Source organism: Atlantibacter sp. (genome assembly GCF_032062175.1).
Lineage (GTDB): Bacteria > Pseudomonadota > Gammaproteobacteria > Enterobacterales > Enterobacteriaceae > Atlantibacter.
The window spans coordinates 44339-65004 of the sequence record NZ_DAMBQK010000023.1; the positions used below are offsets into that span (position 1 = coordinate 44339).

The 20666-nt window shown below is 55.7% G+C and carries 20 protein-coding genes and 1 pseudogene; 12 read left to right on the forward strand and 9 right to left on the reverse strand.

Annotated features, from left to right (window positions below):
• The first annotated feature begins 72 nt into the window (after positions 1-72).
• On the forward strand, positions 73-1164 hold the full coding sequence (gene ychF, locus RT120_RS17700; protein ID WP_144129263.1) for a redox-regulated ATPase YchF: 1092 nt from the start codon (positions 73-75) through the stop codon (positions 1162-1164).
• A gap of 53 nt (positions 1165-1217) precedes the next feature.
• On the opposite strand, the gene yajD is transcribed toward ychF, so the two are convergent.
• A complete protein-coding gene (gene yajD, locus RT120_RS17705) occupies positions 1218-1562 on the reverse strand; it encodes an HNH nuclease YajD (RefSeq protein ID WP_125295381.1) in 345 nt (114 codons plus the stop codon).
• Positions 1563-1716: 154 nt separating this feature from the next.
• On the opposite strand from yajD, the gene RT120_RS17710 reads away from it, so the two are divergent.
• A complete protein-coding gene (locus tag RT120_RS17710) occupies positions 1717-1962 on the forward strand; it encodes a YmjA family protein (protein ID WP_312984672.1) in 246 nt (81 codons plus the stop codon).
• A gap of 15 nt (positions 1963-1977) precedes the next feature.
• Here RT120_RS17710 and RT120_RS17715 read toward each other — a convergent pair.
• Both RT120_RS17715 and RT120_RS17720 read right to left on the reverse strand, forming a co-directional pair.
• A pseudogene (locus RT120_RS17715) lies at positions 1978-2106 on the reverse strand (MBL fold metallo-hydrolase); the annotation flags it as partial.
• Positions 2107-2892: a DUF3750 domain-containing protein gene (locus RT120_RS17720; RefSeq protein WP_312984674.1), complete on the reverse strand. Its 786-nt coding sequence runs from the start codon at positions 2890-2892 to the stop codon at positions 2107-2109.
• 210 nt (positions 2893-3102) lie between these two features.
• Here RT120_RS17720 and RT120_RS17725 point away from each other — a divergent pair, with 210 nt between their 5' ends.
• From RT120_RS17725 to crtB, 9 genes are all read left to right on the forward strand, one after another.
• Positions 3103-5496 carry a phosphoketolase family protein gene (locus RT120_RS17725; protein ID WP_312984676.1) on the forward strand — a complete coding sequence of 798 codons (2394 nt, stop codon included), beginning with the start codon at positions 3103-3105 and terminating at the stop codon, positions 5494-5496.
• 114 nt (positions 5497-5610) lie between these two features.
• Positions 5611-6591, forward strand: coding sequence for a helix-turn-helix domain-containing protein (locus tag RT120_RS17730; protein WP_312984678.1), 981 nt, complete (start codon positions 5611-5613; stop codon positions 6589-6591).
• A gap of 78 nt (positions 6592-6669) precedes the next feature.
• The gene (gap, locus tag RT120_RS17735; RefSeq protein WP_312984680.1) at positions 6670-7680 is read left to right on the forward strand and encodes a type I glyceraldehyde-3-phosphate dehydrogenase; all 1011 of its coding nucleotides are present in this window, start codon (positions 6670-6672) and stop codon (positions 7678-7680) included.
• 201 nt (positions 7681-7881) lie between these two features.
• Positions 7882-8802, forward strand: coding sequence for a polyprenyl synthetase family protein (locus tag RT120_RS17740; protein WP_312984682.1), 921 nt, complete (start codon positions 7882-7884; stop codon positions 8800-8802).
• Positions 8803-8854: 52 nt separating this feature from the next.
• A complete protein-coding gene (fni, locus tag RT120_RS17745; RefSeq protein ID WP_312984735.1) occupies positions 8855-9892 on the forward strand; it encodes a type 2 isopentenyl-diphosphate Delta-isomerase in 1038 nt (345 codons plus the stop codon).
• 1 nt (position 9893) lies between these two features.
• Complete coding sequence (locus RT120_RS17750; protein WP_312984684.1) at positions 9894-11150, forward strand: glycosyltransferase; 1257 nt, start codon at positions 9894-9896, stop codon at positions 11148-11150.
• On the forward strand, positions 11147-12283 hold the full coding sequence (crtY, locus tag RT120_RS17755; RefSeq protein ID WP_312984686.1) for a lycopene beta-cyclase CrtY: 1137 nt from the start codon (positions 11147-11149) through the stop codon (positions 12281-12283). Before RT120_RS17750 ends, crtY begins: the two co-directional genes overlap by 4 nt.
• Positions 12283-13761: a phytoene desaturase gene (locus tag RT120_RS17760; protein ID WP_312984687.1), complete on the forward strand. Its 1479-nt coding sequence runs from the start codon at positions 12283-12285 to the stop codon at positions 13759-13761. The genes crtY and RT120_RS17760 overlap by 1 nt, the downstream gene beginning before the upstream one ends.
• A complete protein-coding gene (gene crtB / locus RT120_RS17765; RefSeq protein WP_312984689.1) occupies positions 13758-14684 on the forward strand; it encodes a 15-cis-phytoene synthase CrtB in 927 nt (308 codons plus the stop codon). The genes RT120_RS17760 and crtB overlap by 4 nt, the downstream gene beginning before the upstream one ends.
• Here the strand turns inward: crtB and RT120_RS17770 are convergent.
• Positions 14602-15177 carry a sterol desaturase family protein gene (locus tag RT120_RS17770; RefSeq protein ID WP_409515068.1) on the reverse strand — a complete coding sequence of 192 codons (576 nt, stop codon included), beginning with the start codon at positions 15175-15177 and terminating at the stop codon, positions 14602-14604. The genes crtB and RT120_RS17770 overlap by 83 nt on opposite strands.
• 106 nt (positions 15178-15283) lie before the next feature.
• Here RT120_RS17770 and RT120_RS17775 point away from each other — a divergent pair, with 106 nt between their 5' ends.
• A complete protein-coding gene (locus RT120_RS17775) occupies positions 15284-16282 on the forward strand; it encodes a hypothetical protein (protein ID WP_312984693.1) in 999 nt (332 codons plus the stop codon).
• 84 nt (positions 16283-16366) lie between these two features.
• Here the strand turns inward: RT120_RS17775 and RT120_RS17780 are convergent, their stop codons facing one another.
• The 5 genes from RT120_RS17780 to RT120_RS17800 all read right to left on the reverse strand — a co-directional run bounded on the left by RT120_RS17780 (position 16367) and on the right by RT120_RS17800 (position 20473).
• Positions 16367-17779, reverse strand: coding sequence for a hypothetical protein (locus tag RT120_RS17780; protein ID WP_312984695.1), 1413 nt, complete (start codon positions 17777-17779; stop codon positions 16367-16369).
• Positions 17776-18036 carry a PAAR domain-containing protein gene (locus tag RT120_RS17785; RefSeq protein ID WP_312984696.1) on the reverse strand — a complete coding sequence of 87 codons (261 nt, stop codon included), beginning with the start codon at positions 18034-18036 and terminating at the stop codon, positions 17776-17778. Before RT120_RS17785 ends, RT120_RS17780 begins: the two co-directional genes overlap by 4 nt.
• 9 nt (positions 18037-18045) lie before the next feature.
• The gene (locus RT120_RS17790; protein ID WP_312984698.1) at positions 18046-18765 is read right to left on the reverse strand and encodes a hypothetical protein; all 720 of its coding nucleotides are present in this window, start codon (positions 18763-18765) and stop codon (positions 18046-18048) included.
• 128 nt (positions 18766-18893) lie between these two features.
• Positions 18894-19619, reverse strand: a complete 726-nt coding sequence (locus tag RT120_RS17795) for a hypothetical protein (protein WP_312984700.1) — start codon at positions 19617-19619, stop codon at positions 18894-18896.
• A gap of 128 nt (positions 19620-19747) precedes the next feature.
• Positions 19748-20473, reverse strand: coding sequence for a hypothetical protein (locus RT120_RS17800; protein WP_312984702.1), 726 nt, complete (start codon positions 20471-20473; stop codon positions 19748-19750).
• Between the last annotated feature and the right edge of the window lie 193 nt (positions 20474-20666).

Here is a 20666-nt window from a genome sequence, read left to right on the forward strand (position 1 = left end):
AAAGTTATTTATTTTCAGTCATTGAGCCTGTTTTAACTCAATGATAAACAAGCAATTAAGGTGATCTAAACCATGGGATTCAAATGCGGTATCGTCGGCCTGCCGAACGTCGGTAAATCCACTCTGTTCAATGCGCTGACCAAAGCCGGTATTGAAGCGGCTAACTTCCCGTTCTGTACCATTGAGCCGAACACCGGCGTGGTTCCAATGCCCGATCCGCGTCTCGACAAACTGGCGGAAATCGTTAAGCCCCAGCGCATTCTGCCCACCACCATGGAATTCGTGGATATCGCGGGCCTGGTGAAAGGCGCATCCAAAGGCGAAGGCCTGGGCAACCAGTTCCTGACCAACATCCGTGAAACCGAAGCCATCGGCCACGTGGTTCGCTGCTTCGAAAACGACAATATCATTCACGTAGCCGGTAAAGTTGACCCGGCGGAAGATATCGACGTTATCAACACCGAGCTGGCGCTGTCTGACCTGGAAACCTGCGAGCGCGCCATTCACCGCGTACAGAAGAAAGCCAAAGGCGGCGACAAAGACGCTAAAGCCGAGCTGGCGGCGCTGGAAAAATGCCTTCCGCACCTGGAAAATGCCGGGATGCTGCGCGCGCTGGACCTGACGGCGGAAGACAAAGCGGCTATCCGCTACCTGAGCTTCCTGACCCTGAAGCCGACCATGTATATCGCCAACGTTAACGAAGACGGTTTCGAGAACAATCCGTACCTGGATAAAGTCCGTGAAATCGCCGCGGCTGAAGGTTCCGTTGTGGTGCCGGTTTGTGCCGCCGTGGAATCGGATATCGCCGAGCTGGACGACGCCGACCGCGAAGAGTTTATGGCCGAGCTGGGCATTGAAGAGCCTGGCCTGAACCGCGTGATCCGCGCCGGTTATGCCCTGCTGAACCTGCAAACCTACTTCACCGCTGGCGTGAAAGAAGTCCGCGCATGGACCATCCCGGTTGGCGCGACTGCCCCGCAGGCCGCCGGTAAAATCCACACCGATTTCGAGAAAGGCTTTATTCGTGCTCAGACTATCGCTTATGAGGATTTCATTACTTATAAGGGTGAGCAAGGGGCAAAAGAAGCCGGCAAGATGCGCGCTGAAGGGAAAGATTACATCGTGAAAGATGGCGATGTGATGAACTTCCTGTTCAACGTCTAAGTTTTTTAGCGGGCATGAAAAAATCCACGCGTCGGCGTGGATTTTTTTTACTCTTATTTCTTGTTGAGCATCGACTTTAAATCGGCAAACGGATTATAGGTGGCTGCCCCAACATCTTTTTGCGCATCCTCCCCCGCCACCACGGTGGTGCCGTACTGATCGGCTTCGGTGTACTTCGAATGTTCGTGGTCATGGCAAAACAGACACAGCAACTCCCAGTTACTGCCATCTTCCGGGTTGTTGGTATGGTCGTGATCGATATGGTGGACCGTGAGTTCGCGCAGGTTGGAGTAAACAAATTCACGTGAACAGCGCCCGCAGACCCAGGGATAGATTTTTAATGCTTTTTCACGGTAGCCGCTTTCCAGCCGCGCGTAGTTTTTGGGGATCAGAGCCATTGTCGAGGTAACCTGTCATAAAGGGATATTTATCCGTTGATTTTAGCAGGCTCGCGTTGTTAACAGGGAGCACTAAGTTCAATAATCGGCTCACCGCAGATCCCCATAAAAATGCTATGCTCCAGCCTGTGCTTCTTTCTAAAAGGAAATGACTATGACACCTGCCATCCCACTGAAATTTTATGACATTGCCGACGAGTACTCGACAGAAACAAAAACGCCTGTCTCTGAGCCCGAACGCGACGCCCTGGCGCACTATTTCCAGTTGTTGATCACCCGCCTGATGAATAACGAGGAAATTAGCGAAGAGGCTCAGCAAGAGATGGCTGTTGAGGCTGGGATTAATGAAGGCCGTATCGATGAGATAGCTGATTTTCTCAACCAGTGGGGCAATGAGTAACGCCTGTTTGTGACGTTATCTCAGACAGGCAATATATTTTTCCCCTGAACGCTGCACAATCTCCCCGGCGTTGTTCAAAATCTCTTTTCCTTCAAACGCGCCGTAGAGTTTTGCGAATTTCACGGCGCTCAGGCGGCACGTAATTTACTCCTCGCCCCCCTCTCTCTGCTTCTGCAAATTGTCCCGACCGACTCCGCCAATAAACGGCAGCCTCAGCTTCAGCGGCGAGACATCCACGCCCACATTTAGCCCCAGCACATTCACCTCAAACCCTTCTTCCGCCCCCAGCGTCACTCCGGCAACGCCCAGCAGCGATATCTGTACGCCACGCCCTGACGGCGGCAAGCCAATCACATTACGCAGCGAGCGGAAGTCTTTGCCAATTGCATTGGCAGGCATATCCAGCTTCAGCGCAGGCACTTCGCGCCCGATGTGGGCGATAAAGGTATTGCTGTTCGGCCCCGGCCAGACGCGATAGCTATCCGGCCACGGATAAGAGGCAATCGCCGCTTCTATCTGCGGGATCATGGCTTGTGCTTCTGCTCCGCGATGCTCCACCAGCAAACGGGGTTTTGAGCCATACCAGTAGCCGTCCGGCGAGTTGCGATTACGCCTGACTTTCTCTCCCGATCCCCAGCTAATCACCTCGTAACGGTTGTATTGGGTCTCCCCGGCGCGTTTGAAAATGATCCACGGATGCACCGCCACCACGCCTTTCCAGCCCCAGGTCGGTGCCGCGTAGACCTGCACCACCGCCAGACCGGCATTTTTACGCGGATCGGGCGCCAGTCCGGCAGAATCGCTGCGGGCGGACCACCACCCTCTCTGCGCCTCAGGATCGCGGTGATACATCGCCTGGCCGACGCTGGCGACAAGGGAAAGCAGGATGATGCAAAGAAGACTGAGTGAAATCGTTTTAATCAGGATCATTGGGCCCGGCGCGGTTAAAAATACGTCAAAGAGAGAACTATTGTACGGGTGTTTTTTTATCCAGCAATCGACAACATGCTTTTTGTTTTGCTCTCCGAAAAGTCTTATACGCCCGACCTTCCATGGATCTATGCCAGGCTTGAATCAGTATTTCTGTTAAGGAGCGCCAGCACCTTACGTAATCGACAACGATGACAACGTGGAGAAAGCATGACGCAGACACAAACACTCTCTGACCATGACGTTCAGTTAATCGACCGCTACTGGCGAGCCGCCAATTATCTCTCCGTCGGGCAAATCTATCTGATGGATAACCCGCTGCTGCGCGAGCCGCTCCAACCCGAACATATCAAGCCACGCCTGTTGGGGCACTGGGGAACGACACCGGGCCTGAACTTTATCTACGCGCACCTGAACCGGGTTATCCGCCAGCGCGATCTCGATATGATTTATATCTGCGGACCGGGGCACGGCGGGCCCGGCATGGTCGCCAACACCTGGCTTGAAGGCAGCTACAGCGAAATCTATCCCGATATCAGCGTTGACGCTGACGGCATGAAAAAATTGTTCAAACAGTTCTCCTTTCCCGGCGGCATCCCCAGCCACGCGGCTCCCGAAACGCCGGGCTCCATCAACGAAGGCGGCGAACTGGGCTACTCGCTGTCCCATGCGTTTGGTGCGGTGTTCGATAACCCATCGCTGATTGCCGCCTGCGTGATTGGCGATGGCGAAGCGGAAACCGGCCCGCTGGCCTCCAGCTGGTACGGCATCAAGTTCCTTAACGCGGCGCGCGATGGCGCGGTGTTGCCGATATTGCATCTTAACGGCTATAAAATCGCCAACCCGACGATCCTCGGGCGCACCCGCGATGACGATTTACAGCATCTTTTCCGGGGCTACGGCTATGAGCCGCTCATCGTTAGCGGTCATGAACCGGAGAAAATGCACCGCCAGATGGCAGAAACCCTGGAAAAGGCGCTGGAGAGCATTCACCAGTATCAGCAGCAGGCGCGCAGCGGCAATCCGCCAAAGCAACTGCCGCGCTGGCCGATGATCATTTTGCGCAGCCCGAAAGGCTGGACCGGCCCGCAAACGGTCGATGGCAAAAAGGTCGAGGATTTCTGGCGCGCCCATCAGGTGCCGATTTCCTCGTGCCGCGAGAATGACGAGCACCGCCAGATCCTCGAACGCTGGATGCGCGGCTATCAGCCAGAAGATCTGTTTGACGAGAACGGCACGCTGAAGCCTGAGCTGCGTGCCCTTGCCCCTGAGGGCGACAAGCGTATGGGAGCCTCGCCCTGGGCCAACGGCGGCCGCCTGCGCCGGGAACTGGTTACACCGCCATTGCGGGAATATGCCGCGGATGTCGTCAAGCCAGGGGAAACCCAGGCCGAATCGACTTCTGCGCTGGGTGCTTATCTGGCCGGGATTTTCCAGCGCAACCCGGACAACTTCCGCCTGTTTGGGCCGGATGAAACCGCATCCAACCGCCTCAGCAACGTGTTCAACGTGACCAATCGTACCTGGCTGGAGCCGCTTAAACCCTATGATGAACAGCTGGCACCGGATGGCCGGGTGATGGAAATCCTCAGCGAGCACCAGTGCCAGGGCTGGCTGGAGGGCTATTTGTTAACCGGGCGGCACGGCCTGTTTAACTGTTATGAAGCCTTTATTCACATTATCGACTCGATGTTTAACCAGCACGCCAAATGGCTGAAGATCACGCGCAAGCTGTCGTGGCGTGAGCCCATTTCATCGCTCAACTATCTGCTCTCTTCGCACGTCTGGCGTCAGGATCACAACGGTTACAGCCACCAGGACCCCGGTTTTATGGATCACGTGGCGAATAAAAAGGCCGATATTGTGCGCATCTATCTGCCGCCGGATGCCAACACGCTGCTGTGCGTCGCCGACCACTGCCTGAAAACCTGGGACCGGATTAACGTTATCGTAGCCGGTAAACAGCCTGCGCCCCAGTGGCTGACGCTGGACGACGCGGCGGAACACTGCGCCGCCGGGATGGGCATCTGGCACTGGGCGGGCACGGTGCCGCAAGGGGAATCCCCGGATGTGGTGATGGCCTGCGCGGGCGACGTGCCGACCATGGAAACCCTGGCGGCGGTGGATTTGCTGCGCGAGTATCTACCCGATTTACGCATTCAGGTGGTCAACGTGGTGGATTTAATGGCGCTGCAAACCCAGGATGAGCACCCGCACGGCAAAAGCGAGCAGGATTTTGAGGTGATATTTACGCCTGACAAGCCGGTGATTTTCGCTTTCCACGGCTATCCGAGCCTGATCCACCGCCTGACTTACCAGCGCAACAACCATCGTAATTTCCACGTGCGCGGGTTTATGGAAGAAGGCACCACCACCACGCCGTTTGATATGACGGTGTTGAATGAGCTGGACCGCTTTCATCTGGCGCAGGCGGCGATCCTGCGGGTTCCATCATTGCAGGGCAAAGCCGACGCCATTCTTGACGTGTTGCAGGAAAAAATCGCCGCTCACCATCAGTACGTGCGTGAGCATGGCGAGGATCTGCCCGAGGTGCAGAACTGGAAATGGCCTTCCCAACAGGGAGAAGGCCAGGCACCGGAGTAAGCTGACCGTTTTATGCTAAACGGACTCGCCTTCCAGCCGCGGGCGGTGGCGCAAACTGGCTGCCCGCCGCTCAGCCCGGTTGACTTATTTTGTAAAAAGCCTACATTTCAGGACATGAAAACTATCCTGATTATCGTCCCTGATGGCGGCATGCTGTTCGAAGCCGCCGGTATTGCCGACATCCTGATGCAGGCCAACCGGCTGCATCCCGGTTCGTCCGGCGCGCCCCGTTACCGCATCACTATCGCCACGACCCAGCCACACCAGGTGATCCACGGGCAGTCGGGGTTAAACCTGCTGGCGGATCATCGCCTCACTGAACTGGACCCGTTCGAGGCCCGCGACACCATTATGATCACCGGGCGCGGCACCCATCTGGACGAGCGCGACGCGGTAGCAAGCTGGGTGCACATGGCCGCGCCTCATGCACGGCGCGTGGCGTCAATCTGCGGCGGCGCGATGCTGCTGGCGCAGGCGGGTTTGCTGGATGGCCGCCGCGCCACCACCCACTGGCGCTTGCTGGAAACCCTACAGGCAACGTACCCGCAGGTTAAAGTAGAAAGCGGCCCGCTGTACGTGCAGGATGGCCCGATGTGGACCTCCGGTGGCGTCAGCTCCGGCTTTGATTTAACCCTGGCGCTGGTGGAAGAGGACTACGGCTTTACCCTTGCCCGGGACGTGGCCCAGGATATGGTGATGTACCTGCGCCGTCCCGGCGGGCAGTTACAGTTCAGCCGTTATAAGCTCGATCAGGCCGCGCATGACGGTCCAGTGGGCGAGCTGCAAACCTGGATCCTGGCGAACCTCGCAGAGGATCTGTCGGTAGAAAATCTGGCGCAGCGCGTCGCCATGAGCCCGCGCAACTTCACCCGCGTTTTCACCCGGGAAGCCGGCGTCTCCCCTGCCCGCTACGTCGCCGAAGCCCGTCTGGCCGCCGCCCGCGACCGGCTGGAGCAAACCACCGAAACCCTGGAGCGCATCGCACAGATCACCGGTTTCGGCAGCAGTATCAATCTACGGCGTATTTTCGAGAAACAGTTGCACCTTACCCCCGGCGAATACCGCCAGCGCTTCCACTGCCGCAAATTGGCGTAAAGTGATCCTTTTTTGTCATTTACGCCATTACGCCTGACGCCTACCCTGATGGCAGAAACCGCACATCAGGAGGTAACTATGTTAAAGATCGGCATTAACGGCTTTGGCCGCATTGGGCGCAACGTCTTCCGGGCAGCCCTGAAAGATCAACAGGTCGAGATCGTGGCGATTAACGACCTGACCGACAGCAAGACCCTGGCGCACCTGCTGAAGTACGACTCCCTGCTGGGCACCCTGCCGCTTGCGGTCGAAGCAGGCGAAGGCGAACTACGCATCGACGGTAAAGCGGTGAAAGTGTTCTCCCAACGTGATCCGGCGGAAATCCCGTGGCGCAGCGTTGGCGTGGATATCGTGATTGAAGCCACCGGGTTCTTTACCGAACGCGAAAAAGCGGCGGTACACATTACCCACGGCGGCGCAAAGCGCGTCATCATCTCGGCCCCGGCAAAAAACGACGACATTACCGTGGTGATGGGCGTAAACCATCAGCAGTACGATCCCGGGAAGCATTTTGTGGTCAGCAACGGCAGTTGCACCACCAACGGACTGGCTCCGGCGGCGCAGGTGCTGCACCAAACATTTGGCATTGAACATGGCCTGATGAACACCACGCACGCCTACACCAACAGCCAGGCGCTGCATGACCAGCCGGAAAAAGATCTGCGCGGCGCGCGGGCCGCTGCCCTGTCGATTGTTCCCTATTCCAGCGGCGCGGCGAAAGCGCTCGGCAAAGTGATCCCGGAACTTGACGGTCGGCTGACCGGGTATTCACTGCGCGTACCGGTTCCGGTGGTATCGATTGTCGATTTAACCGTGACGCTGAAACGCAATGTCACCGCTGAAGAGGTCAACGCCGCCTTCCGCGCCGCCGCCAGCGACGGCCCGTTGCAGGGGATTTTGGGATACAGCGAGGAGCCGTTGGTTTCCAGCGATTATCAGGGCGATGCCCGTTCATCGATTATCGACGGGCTGTCAACGCTGGTCATCGGCGGCAATCTGGTGAAAATCCTCGCCTGGTATGATAACGAATGGGCGTTCTCCCGACGCCTGATTGACCTTGCCTGCCTGATGGAACAACGCGGGCTGTAAGCACGCTTGCATCGCCATCTGGCAACACGTCAGATGGCGATTTTTTGTTTACACGCCAGGCCCGATCCCGCCTGCCCTGGCGATTACAAACTTGTACATCGTAAAGTTACAAACTTGTACACCGCATTACTGGCGAACCCCCGCGCCGCAGTCTACGGTTAAACACATACTCAAGTCTGTTTCCATGGCGGTCCCTCATCAATGAGCGAGAATCAAAACACCCCGTCCGGTGGCGTGTCGGTCCACGAAATCAAAAGCACTATCGAGCATCACCTCAGCGGATTACTGAACAGTTGCGACAGTAAAACCGCAGTGGGCATGGCGATGCAGGAGAGCGTCTTAGGACCAGGAAAACGGATCCGCCCCCTGATGATGATGCTGATCGCGCACGACCTGGGGTATCCGGGCGAAAAGAAGACCCTGCTGGATCTGGCCTGCGCCGTGGAGATGATCCATAGCGCCTCGCTGATCCTCGACGATATCCCCTGTATGGACAACGCGGACATGCGGCGCGGCAAGCCGACCATCCATAAAAAATATGGCGAAAGCGTGGCGATCCTCGCAGCGATTGGCCTGCTGACCAAAGCCTTCGCGCAGGTCTCTGCCGCCAGCGGGTTGAGCGGCGAACAAAAAGCGCGCGTGGTGGGCGCGCTGGCGAATGCGGTTGGTGAACAAGGGCTGGTGCTCGGCCAGTTTCGCGATCTCGCGGGCGTCGGGCACACCCAGAATATCAACGACATTACCGCCACCAACGATTTGAAAACCGGGGTGCTGTTTATTGCCATGTTGCAGGTGATCGCCCTTGCCGCCAGCGCCAGCGACGCCACCCACCAGCGGTTATCGGCGTTCGCCACCGATTTTGGTCAACTGTTTCAACTGCTGGATGACCTGTCAGATTCTCACTTCACCACCGGGAAAGACCGCAACAAAGATGCCGGTAAGCCGACGCTGGTGAACGTGCTGGGCCGGGAACGGGTTTGCGATCGGGTTTATCACCATTTTCATTCCGCCAATGAACACCTGGCCGCCGTGTGCGTGGCCGGGCAGGAAACCCGCCAGTTTATTCACGCCTGGTTAACTCTTACGCTGGCGGGAGAAAAACCCGCCATGAAAAGCGCCTGATCAACCCCTTTAGACACTCGTTTACCAGCCAGGTTGGAGGAATACCATGGCGTTGAAACACCAGGGAATTGTACAGAGGAAAAACGATCATCTGGACATTATCCTTAACTCTCCACAGGACGTGACGGGGACATCCACCGGCTTTGAACACTGGCGTTTTGTGCATTGCGCCCTGCCAGAAATTGATTACCAGGCCATTGATTTATCCAGCCAGTTTCTCGGCAAAACCCTGAATGCGCCGTTGCTGATAAGCTCCATGACCGGCGGCGCGCAGCGCTCGAAATTTATCAATCACCATCTGGCGGAAGCGGCCCAGGAGCTGCGGGTTGCCATGGGCGTAGGTTCACAGCGCATCGCCCTGGAAGGCAAGTCTGACAGCGGCATCGACAAGTCGCTGCGCAGGCTGGCACCCGACATTCCGCTGATGGCGAATCTGGGCGCAGCGCAGCTGGCGGGTGAAAAAGGCATCGACGCGGCACGGCGGGTGGTAGAGATGATTGAAGCCGACGCGCTGATTGTCCATCTCAACCCCTTGCAGGAAATGCTCCAGGCCGATGGCGACCACGACTGGGCCGGCAAACTCGACGCCATCGCCCAGGTGGTGCGTTATCTTGATGTGCCGGTCGTGGTCAAGGAAGTGGGTGCCGGTATTTCTGCCACCGTCGCTGGCAGGCTGATTGATGCTGGCGTCAGCGCCATTGACGTGGCGGGCGCAGGCGGCACCAGTTGGGCGGCGGTTGAAGGCAAACGCGCGGAAGATCCGCACTTGCGGGCGCTGGCGATGGCCTTCGCCGACTGGGGCATTCCTACCGCCGAGGCGGTTAAGGCAATTGCCGGGGCGTACCCGGAGGCCACGCTGATCGCCTCCGGCGGCATCCGCACCGGTATTGATGTGGCGAAAGCGCTACGGCTCGGGGCCAGCCTCGCCGGACAGGCAGCGGCGATCCTTGATAGCGCCACCGAATCCAGTCAGGCGGTGGTAGCGCGTTTTTCCCTGACCATCGATCAGTTAAAACTGGCCTGTTTCTGCACCGGCAGCCCTAGCCTGGAGGCACTGAAACGCGCTGACATCATCTGGTGCGGTCGCTGACATGAGCCATTTTGCCATTATCGTACCGCCGTTATTCAGCCATATCCGGGCGATGGAAGCGCTGGCGCTGCACCTGAGCGGTAAAGGGCATCGGCTAACGTTTATTGTTAGCCCGGAACTGATCGCCCGCGATAATCCGCGCATCAGCGGCTGTACGCCGCTGCCGGAGGCGATTCGCGAAGCCCAGCAGCGCTTTCGCGACCCTGCCGCGCGCACCTTTTTCCGCATCGCCGGCACGCTCGCCGGGCATACCGACGCGCTGTGCCGTGAGCTGCCGGGCCTGTTAAAACGTTTGCAGGTGGACGGCGTCATAGCCGACCAGATGGAGCCGGCAGGCGGGCTGGTCAGCAGCTATCTGGGGCTGCCGTTCGTGTCAGCGGCCTGCGCCCTGCCCGTCAACCGTGAACCAGACTTACCGCTGCCGGTGATGCCCTTCAACTATGCCGATGATGACGCGGCCCGCAAGCTCTACGCAGGCAGCGAGCGGGTGTATGACCGGTTGATGCAGGCGCATTACCGGGTGATCGACAATTACAGCCGCCGCTTTGGATTGCCAGGTCGCTATCGGCTGGATCACTGCCTGTCGCCGCTGGCCCAGGTGGCCCAGGGCGCTGCGGCGTTTGATTTCCCGCGCCGCGCCCTGCCCGACCATTTTCACTATATCGGCGCGTTTCAGTCGGTGGACGCGACGCAGCCCCCGCTCCGCAATCCCAGGCCGGTGGCGTACGCCACGCTGGGCACGCTGCACGGACACCACTATTCGCTGCTGCGCACGCTGGCGCGGGCCTGCCATCTGGCGGGCGTCGAAGTGACGATATCCCACTGCGGCGGGCTGGACGCCGCGCAGGCCGACGGACTGTACCGTAACGGCGCGCATCGCGTTGAGCGTTTTGTTCCCCAACGCGACGTTATTCTCAACGCCGATCTGATTCTGTGCCATGCCGGGTTCAACACCGTGCTGGAAGGCATTGCCGCCCGGCGCCCGCTGATGGTGATGCCGGTGGCGTTCGATCAGCCTGCCGTGGCGGCGCGGGTGACGTATCACAATCTGGGGCGACGGGTTTCCCGGCTGGCGACGGCCTCAGCCATCGCCAGGGAGATCACCGCGCTGCTGGACGACAATAACGGCGTGGGCAAACGGCTGGAAGAGACCAGCCAGGCGTTGCGTGACGCGGGCGGCGCAGCGCGGGCGGCGGCTCTCGTTGAACAGGCACTGCTCACCGGACGCCCGGTTTATCGCGGGACGGGGCAGCCATGAGCCTGGACCTGATTTTAGTGGGCGCAGGCCTGGCGAACGGCCTGATCGCCTGGCGTTTAAAACAGCGCCATCCCCGAATGAACATTTTGTTGCTTGAACAAGGGGCGTCGCCGGGGGGTAACCATACCTGGTCGTTTCATCACCACGATCTCAGCGCCGGGCAGCATCAATGGATCGCCCCACTGGTGGCCCACCACTGGCCCGGTTATCAGGTGATTTTCCCGGAGTTGATGCGCGATATCGATCAGCCCTATTACACCGTCACCTCCGACCGCTTTGCGAGCCGGTTGCGCGAGGCGCTGGGCGACAATCTGTGGCTGAATTGCCCGGTCGCTGCCGTCACGCCAGACAGCGTAAAACTGGCCGATGGCACCACGCTGCGCGCCCGGGCGGTGATTGACGGGCGTGGCCAGCGCGCCATGCCCGGCTGGCGCTGCGCCTGGCAACTGTTCGTCGGACAGGAGTGGCGGCTTGCCGAGCCGCACGGCTTAACGCGCCCGCTGTTGATGGATGCCACCGTGGCCCAGCACAACGCCTACCGGTTTTTCTATTTACTGCCGCTGACGCCCGACACGCTGCTGATTGAGGACACCCGCTTTAGCAACGCGCCTGACTTAGCGGCGGAACCCTATCGCGACGCCATCCGCCAGTACGCCGCACAGCACGGCCTGGTACTGGAGCAACTGCTGCGTGAAGAAACCGGCTGCCTGCCGCTGACGCTGGCGGGCGACGCGCCGCTGCACGCCAGCCAGCCCTGTTCCGGGATGCGCGCCGGATTGTTCCATGCGGTCACCGGCTACTCTCTGCCGCTGGCGGCGCAGCTTGCCGACGCCATCGTTGAACAGGATCGTATCGACGCGCCAGGCCTGCACCGGCTGGTTCAGGGGATGGCGACCCGCCAGTGGCGCAGCCAGAAATTCCTGCGCCTGCTCAACCGGATGCTGTTTCTGGCAGGCCAGGCGGATCGCCGCTGGCAGGTGATGCAAAAATTTTATCGCTTACCCGATGCCACCATCGCCCGCTTCTACGCCGGTAACCTGACGCTGACCGATAAAGCGCGAATACTAACAGGCAAGCCTCCCGTCCCCGTTTTCGGGGCGCTACGGGCGGCGATAAACACAGGGAATAAATAATGAAAAAAACCGTGGTGATTGGCGCAGGATTCGGCGGGCTGGCGCTCGCCATCCGCTTACAGGCGGCGGGCATCCAGACTACGCTGCTGGAACAGCGCGATAAGCCCGGCGGGCGCGCTTATGTTTATCACGACCAGGGGTTTACCTTTGACGCGGGACCGACGGTGATCACCGATCCCAGCGCGCTGGAGGAGCTGTTCGTCAGCGCGGGAAAGCGGCTGGAGGATTACGTCGAACTGCTGCCGGTCGATCCGTTTTACCGGCTGTGCTGGGAGGACGGCAAGCGCTTCGACTACAACAATAACCAGGCGCTACTCCAGCAGCAAATCGCCGACTTTAACCCGGCGGACGTGCAGGGTTACGCCCGCTTTCTGGATTATTCCAGAGCGGTGTTTAAAGAGGGCTACCTGCGGCTCGGCGCAACGCCGTTTTTGCACATCAGCGATATGGTCAAAGTCAGCCCGCAGTTGATGCGGCTACGCGCCTGGGAGAACGTCTACCAGGCGGTGTCGCGGTTTATCCAGGACGACCACTTGCGCCAGGCGTTTTCGTTTCACTCCCTGCTGGTAGGCGGCAACCCGTTTGCCACCTCGGCGATCTATACCCTGATCCACGCCCTGGAGCGGGAATGGGGCGTCTGGTTCCCACGCGGCGGCACCGGGGCGCTGGTCAACGGCATGGTGAAGCTGTTTACCGATTTGGGCGGCACGCTGGAGCTGAACACGGCGGTTGAGCGCATCGAAGTGAATCAGCAGAAAGTCACTCAGGTGGTGGCCCAGGACGGACGCGTATTCGCCGCCGACGCGGTAGCCTCCAATGCCGATGTGGTGAACACCTATCAAAAGCTGCTCGGCCACAATCCGCACGGCAAAGCCAAAGGCGAGAAGCTGGCCGGGAAGCGCATGAGCAACTCGCTGTTCGTGCTGTACTTCGGTCTGAACGCGCCGCACCCGCAGCTGGCGCACCACACGATTTGCTTCGGGCCGCGCTACAAGGAACTGGTACAGGAGATCTTTAACGGCTCCACGCTGCCGGACGATTTTTCGCTGTATCTCCACTCGCCGTGCGCTACGGATCCGTCGCTGGCCCCGCCGGGCTGCGGCGCGTTTTACGTGCTGACGCCGGTCCCGCATCTGGGTAATGCCCCGCTTGACTGGCGCGTGGAAGGCCCGGCGCTGCGCGAGCGGATTTTCGACTACCTGGAGCGGCGCTATATGCCGAACCTGCGCCAGCAACTGGTGACGCACCGCATCTTCACGCCGGATGATTTCCAGCACACCCTGGGCGCGCATCTGGGATCGGCGTTTTCCCTCGAGCCTTTGCTGACCCAGAGCGCCTGGTTCCGGCCGCATAATCGCGATGAGCATCTGCAAAACCTGTATCTGGTGGGCGCAGGAACCCATCCCGGCGCGGGTATTCCTGGGGTGATCGGCTCGGCGAAAGCCACAGCGCGGCTGATGCTGGAGGATCTGGCATGAACCAGCCGCTATTGCGCCACGCAGCCAACACCATGCGCAGCGGCTCGAAGAGTTTTGATGCCGCCGCCCGGCTGTTTGACGCCGAAACCCGCCGCAGCGTGCTGATGCTCTACACCTGGTGCCGCTACTGTGATGACGCTATCGATAATCAGATTGCCGGTTTTGCCGCACCTGCGCCCGCCAGCGACTCCCCGGTCCAGCGGCTGATGCAGTTGCGTACCGCGACCCAGCAGGTGTATCAGGGCTACGCGATGAGTGAGCCGGCATTTGCCGCGTTGCAGGACGTGACGGTGCGCCACCATATTCCCGCCAGATGGCCGCTGGAACACCTGGAGGGCTTCGCGATGGACGTGCGCGGGGAGCGTTATCACACGATCGACGATACCCTGCGCTACTGTTACCACGTGGCGGGCGTGGTAGGCCTGATGATGGCGCATATCATGGGCGTGCGCGACGAGCGAGTGCTGGACAGGGCCTGCGATTTGGGGCTGGCGTTTCAGTTAACCAATATCGCGAGGGATGTCATTGAAGACGCCGAGGCCGGACGCTGCTATCTCCCGCAACAGTGGTTAGCGGAGCAGGCTTTGGATGCAGAAAACTTTCATTTAGCGGAAAACCGGGCGGCGCTGTTTCGCGTGGTGGCGCGCCTGCTGGACGAGGCGGAGCCTTATTATATTTCCGCGCTGGCGGGGTTGCCTGCCCTGCCCCTGCGCTCCCGCTGGGCGATTGCCACTGCCCGGGACGTGTACCGCGCGATTGGGAGCAAAGTCGCTGACGCCGGGGTAAACGCCTGGGATAGCCGCCAGCACACCGGTAAAACGGAAAAGCTGGCGCTGTTGCTCAAAGGCGCGGGGCGCGCGGCGATTGCGCCGGTGGCGGCTCGCTCACCGCGTCCTGATTCACTGTGGCAGCGCCCCGTTTAGCCGGGCGGCGGCGATGGCGAAGCTGCGCCTGTAATTCTTCCGGCGAGCGCACCACTAAAAAGCCGAACGACACGCAGCCCTCTTTGCCATTTACCGCGTGATGGAAACGGTGTGCCAGCCACAGCCGCTTCAGATAGCCTTTGCGCGGCACCCAGTGAAACGGCCAGCGCTGATGCACCAGCCCGTCGTGGACCAGGAAATAGAGCACGCCATACAGCGTCATTCCCGCACCGATCCACTGCAACGGCCATACTCCGGCGGTGCCAACGGCGATCAGCGCGATAGCAACCCCCGCGAATACCACGGCATACATATCGTTTAGCTCAAACCAACCGGTACGCGGGGAGTGATGGGACCGATGCCAGCGCCAGCCGAAGCCGTGCATGATATAACGATGGGAAAACGCGGCCACGGCTTCCATCGCCGCCGCGCTAACCAGAACAATGACTACGTTAAGCCAGATACTCACATCCCTTTCCTCGTCAGCGGGCATAAACCTGTAGCAGTATAGTGCACCTGCTGAATTTGGCGGGATGTAGCCGGATAACAGCGTGGGCTACAGTTATTGCGAACCAGATGGCAATTGCAAGGATAACGAGATGACAAAAACACCACTCGCCTTATTTGTAATGAGCGTCGCGGGCTATGCCTGGGCCGCTGACGCACCACAGTATGACGACGCCAGCCAGAGCGTTTATTTGCAGTATTACCCTTCCTCGAAAGCGCCGACTGGCGTAGCCCACACGCCGGGTCTGCGGATTAATTTCCCCGGCGGCGACGCGCGCCCGATCGAGATGGATACCGGCTCTACCGGCATTGTGATATCCGCCGAATCCATTCCCGGTTTTTCAGCGCTTCCCGGCACGCCGGGCAAACTTACCTACAACAGCTCCGGGAGGATCATGATCGGCTCCTGGGTGACCACGCCGGTGACGGTGAGCGGCAGTAACGGCCAGCATTTCACTACCTCGCCGATCCCGGTGCTGGCGGTGACGCAAATTGCCTGCCAGGACAATGCCCGCCACTGCACCCCGGAAGATAACCCGCGCGGCGTCGCCATGATGGGCGTGGGCTTTGCGCGGGAAGGCAGCGAGCAGAAGCAAAGTACGCCCGATACTAACCCGCTGTTAAATCCAGCGGCGGCGGATAATTTTCATAAAGGCTATGTGGTGACGCGCAACGGGGTTCATGTCGGGCTGAGTACAGCGGTGACGAAGGGTGGATTTTCTTACGCAAAATTGCAGCCCGATCCGCATATCTCCGGCGAATGGCAGGCCGCACCGGTGTGTATTGTGGTAAACAGCGATGCAAAACGCTGCGGAACGGTGCTGGTTGATACCGGGGTGACCGATATGTTTTTAACGCTGCCGAATTATCCGTCCAAAACCTTGCCCGATGAGGCCTCACTGACCTTTACGTTTACGCCAGCGGTGAGCTATACACTCAGCGGCAGCGATTCACCGCTTGCGCCGGAGAAAATTATCCTGAATACCACCCGGCAAACGCCGTTTGTGAATACTGGGGTGAATTTCCTTAATGGCTTTGATGTGCTGTATGACGCGCAAGACGGCTATTTTGGCTATCGGGCGGTGAAATAACGCGGCTTATGAAAGGCAGGTGGCCAGGCCTGCCTGTCATTATTTACTGGCTGACGGAAATCACAGGGAGAAGTCATTGCTTAATTAATAGTACCGGGGATGAAAAACCTGCATAGACTCCTGGATAGATTTCATTGCCTTATTAAAGGCAAATTTAAACGTCCCAAAATACGTGATGGATGCAAACGCACTTAGCCCAACCAGGAACCACCCTGACCCCTCCTCATTAAAAAATCCCACCGGGATAAGGGTGATCGTGGCAAGCAGAAATAACAATGTTAAAAAAAGCGCAGTTGAAAACCAGTAAATCGTCGCATAAAACGCCCTGGGTTCTCTCCACCTACCAGGATCCTTAAACGTGACGATACCTGTGTAAATTTTGTCTGCTGCTGAAGTGGTAATAAGCTGATGGCCCTGACCGTGCTTTGCTGCATCAGCGGCTAAGGCCAGTAACATCCACTTTTGCACTTCAGAAGCGTTGCCGGTGACGGTCTCCAGGTCGTAGCGACTCCCCGCCGCCACACCTGTCCCGGCATTATCGACAGCGGCATGGAGTATCAGTTTTGCCTGTTTATCCAGGCCGCTGGACCACAGCCGGTTGATTTTTTTAACGTCAACCTGCTCTGCTGAAAAATAGGCATGCGCAATACTGTCCAGATGATAACTGTCCGTGTTCATCGTCCTTAGCAGAAACATCGGCGTATCTTGTTCCCGTAATAAATCCTGACCGGTAAAAACAAATGCGCTGGCACTTTCAAAAAAATCCTGCTGTTCATCATTATGTAGCTCAATAGCAATCAGCAGTCTGTTGCGGCGTGTTGTTTCATCCATCCACGTATTGATCAAACGGTAATCGGGACAGGTTTCAAGAAGATGGATATCACCGATTTTATTTCTGTCAGTGACTAACTGCGCTAATACTGTACTCAATTCATCACAGACCGACTTGTCACTTCCCCGGACATATATCCCTATTTCGAAGGGGTACGGTCCACGGATAAGTGAACCCTTAAGCGGTTTAAGGAGCGTTATTAATACCTGCCCAAAACGTGAAACCCCTATGTCTTCGGATTCCACCGCAATTCTGAGAGGCGTGGCAGGGTACAGTGGCGCGTCTCCTTCAAGCTTCTGCATTTTTAGTGATAAATCAGGCACAGGCGTTATTGATGAAAAATCCAACAACACCAGCGTGTTTATCGCCCAACGTTTCCAGCGATACATTCCGTACCGCTCAATATACTCAGCAAAACGATAGTGAAATGCAATTATTCTGTATGCTGTAACAAGTATGGCAATAAATAACAAAGATAAAGAAAGCGATATGCCCCCCGCTTTATCTAACAATTGCATTCCAAATTTATCACTAAGGGGGATAGTTAAGGCGTTATAGCCGAAACAGAGTAAAAATATCGCAATCACTATGGTTACCATCAGCCTATAGGGAAAATTATCAGGCTTATCAAAGTAATTTTTACGCGGAATCACCCATCTGTTCATTTGCTTGTTCCTGCACGGGGTAATGTTGTTTTAATCGCGCAACCACATGTTGCCTTGCAGCCATCCACAACCACACCTTTACCGTTCATGGTCCATGTTGGCTCGCATTCATTAATTGGAAACTCGCCTTTATGCACGGTGCACATTACCGTGTCACCCTGTAACGCGACTGCAATCCCCATAAACGTACTGCCAGACGCCCTGTTAACGTACCCGCCTTTCTCCAGCGGATCATTTAATCTGATAACACCTTTCATGATAACTCCTTATTTCCCTGCATCAAGATTGCAGCGCATATGATCCCAGCCTTTATAATTTTTGACCTCAGGTTCTTTATCGGGCAAGTTTTTAAAATTCGCCTTATGACTATCGACTAAATTCGTTAATGCTTCCTTCATGAAAATAACCTCACCCCACGCTGAACCAGGAAATTCTGGGCTTATATGCCCTTTTAATACCTCGCCTTTTGGGTTATAGGTATCATCGATAAAGGTATAATCCACACCCGGTCCTCCCGGTGCTAAAAGTGGGTCTTCAAACGGGTATGAACTCATATATAAATGACCAATATTGGTGGTGATAAATGCCTGGTCATTTACCACGACAATTCTCTTTATGTTTTTTCCTAATGGTCTGTCAATACCAGTCCCATCATCAGCTTTTTCTAACGGTGGATAGGGTGCCATGTAAATAGCAGGCCGCCATGTTTTCCCATAGTCTTTAGATATTAAATAAGCACCAGGCTCCCAGTCAGGAAGAAGGATATATTTCTCAGATGGATGAATATACTCCCCGGTGAAAATTCTATATATGGGATGATTATAAACTGATTTATGGATATTTCTCTTATTATCATGATACCAGACATACCCTTCGCAATCAGTTCCAACCAGTTCAAGATAACGATTTTCGTCGTAGCGATAGACTACCTGTGAAGGCGGTTTTTTATGTAATGTACACGCCGTTACTAAGGTAACCAGTAACATTGTAATTATCACCTTCCTTATCAGCATAATTTATTCCTTATACACAAAAGAGCCACGTGATGCTCTGTAACATTTCCACCCTTTACCAGTGGGTTATGCAAGTTGATATCTCCTTTCATACCCATCACTTATTTCCCTGCGTCCAGATTGCAGCGCATATGATCCCAGCCTTTATAATTTTTGACCTCAGGTTCTTTATCGGGCAAGTTTTTAAAGTTAGCCTTATTCCCAGCAACCAAATCGGTTAATGCCTCTTTCATAAATAAGACTGTTCCCCACGCTGGTCCAGGGGATTCTGGTCTTATATGCCCTTTTAATAAATCGCCTTTAGGGTTATAGGTATCATCGATAAAGGTATAATCCACACCCGGTCCGCCCGGCTTCAAAAGTGGGTCTTCAAACGGGTATGAACTCATATATAAATGATCAATATTGGTGGTGATAAATGCCTGGTCATTTACCACGACGATTCTCTTGATATCTTTACCATCAGGTCTGTCAACACCATACCCTTCCTCAGTTTTTTCTAAAGGAGGATAGGGAGCCATGTAAGTGGCAGTCTGCCATGTTTTTCCGTAGTCTTTGGAAATCAAATAAGCCTCTGGCTCCCAGTTCGGAATAAAGATATATTTATCAGACGGATGAATATATTCTCCGGTAAAAATCCTGCATGATGCAAATATTCCATCCATAATTTCTTTATGAATTTTTAACTTATTATCGTGATACCACAGCGAGCCCTCACAGTTATAACCGATTAACTCAAGATAGCGATACTCATCAAAGCGATAAACCTCCTGCGAAGGCGTTTTTTTATGTCCTGAACACGCCGTTACTAAGGTAACCAGCAACATTATAATTATCACCTTCCTTATTGGCATAATTTATTCCTTATACACGAACGCGCAACGTGATGCTTTGTAACATTTCCACCTTTTACCCGTAGGTTATGCAAGTTGATATCTCTTTTCATACCCACCTCTTATTTCCCTGCATCAAGATTGCAGCGCATATGATCCCAGCCTTTATAATTTTTGACCTCAGGTTCTTTATCGGGCAAGTTTTTAAAATTCGCCTTATGACTATCGACTAAATTCGTTAATGCTTCCTTCATGAAAATAACCTCACCCCACGCTGAACCAGGAAATTCTGGGCTTATATGCCCTTTTAATACCTCGCCTTTTGGGTTATAGGTATCATCGATAAAGGTATAATCCACACCCGGTCCTCCCGGTGCTAAAAGTGGGTCTTCAAACGGGTATGAACTCATATATAAATGACCAATATTGGTGGTGATAAATGCCTGGTCATTTACCACGACGATTCTCTTGATATCTTTACCATCAGGTCTGTCAACACCATACCCTTCCTCAGTTTTTTCTAAAGGAGGATAGGGAGCCATGTAAGTGGCAGTCTGCCATGTTTTTCCGTAGTCTTTGGAAATCAAATAAGCCTCTGGCTCCCAGTTCGGAATAAAGATATATTTATCAGACGGATGAATATATTCTCCGGTAAAAATCCTGCATGATGCAAATATTCCATCCATAATTTCTTTATGAATTTTTAACTTATTATCGTGATACCACAGCGAGCCCTCACAGTTATAACCGATTAACTCAAGATAGCGATACTCATCAAAGCGATAAACCTCCTGCGAAGGCGTTTTTTTATGTCCTGAACACGCCGTTACTAAGGTAACCAGCAACATTATAATTATCACCTTACTTATTGGCATAATTTATTCCTTATACACGAACGCGCAACGTGATGCTCTGTAACATTTCCACCTTTTACCAGAGGGTTATGCAAGTTGATATCTCCTTTCATACCCCTCTCTTATTTTCCCGCGTCCAGATTGCAGCGCATATGATCCCAGCCTTTATAATTTTTGACCTCAGGTT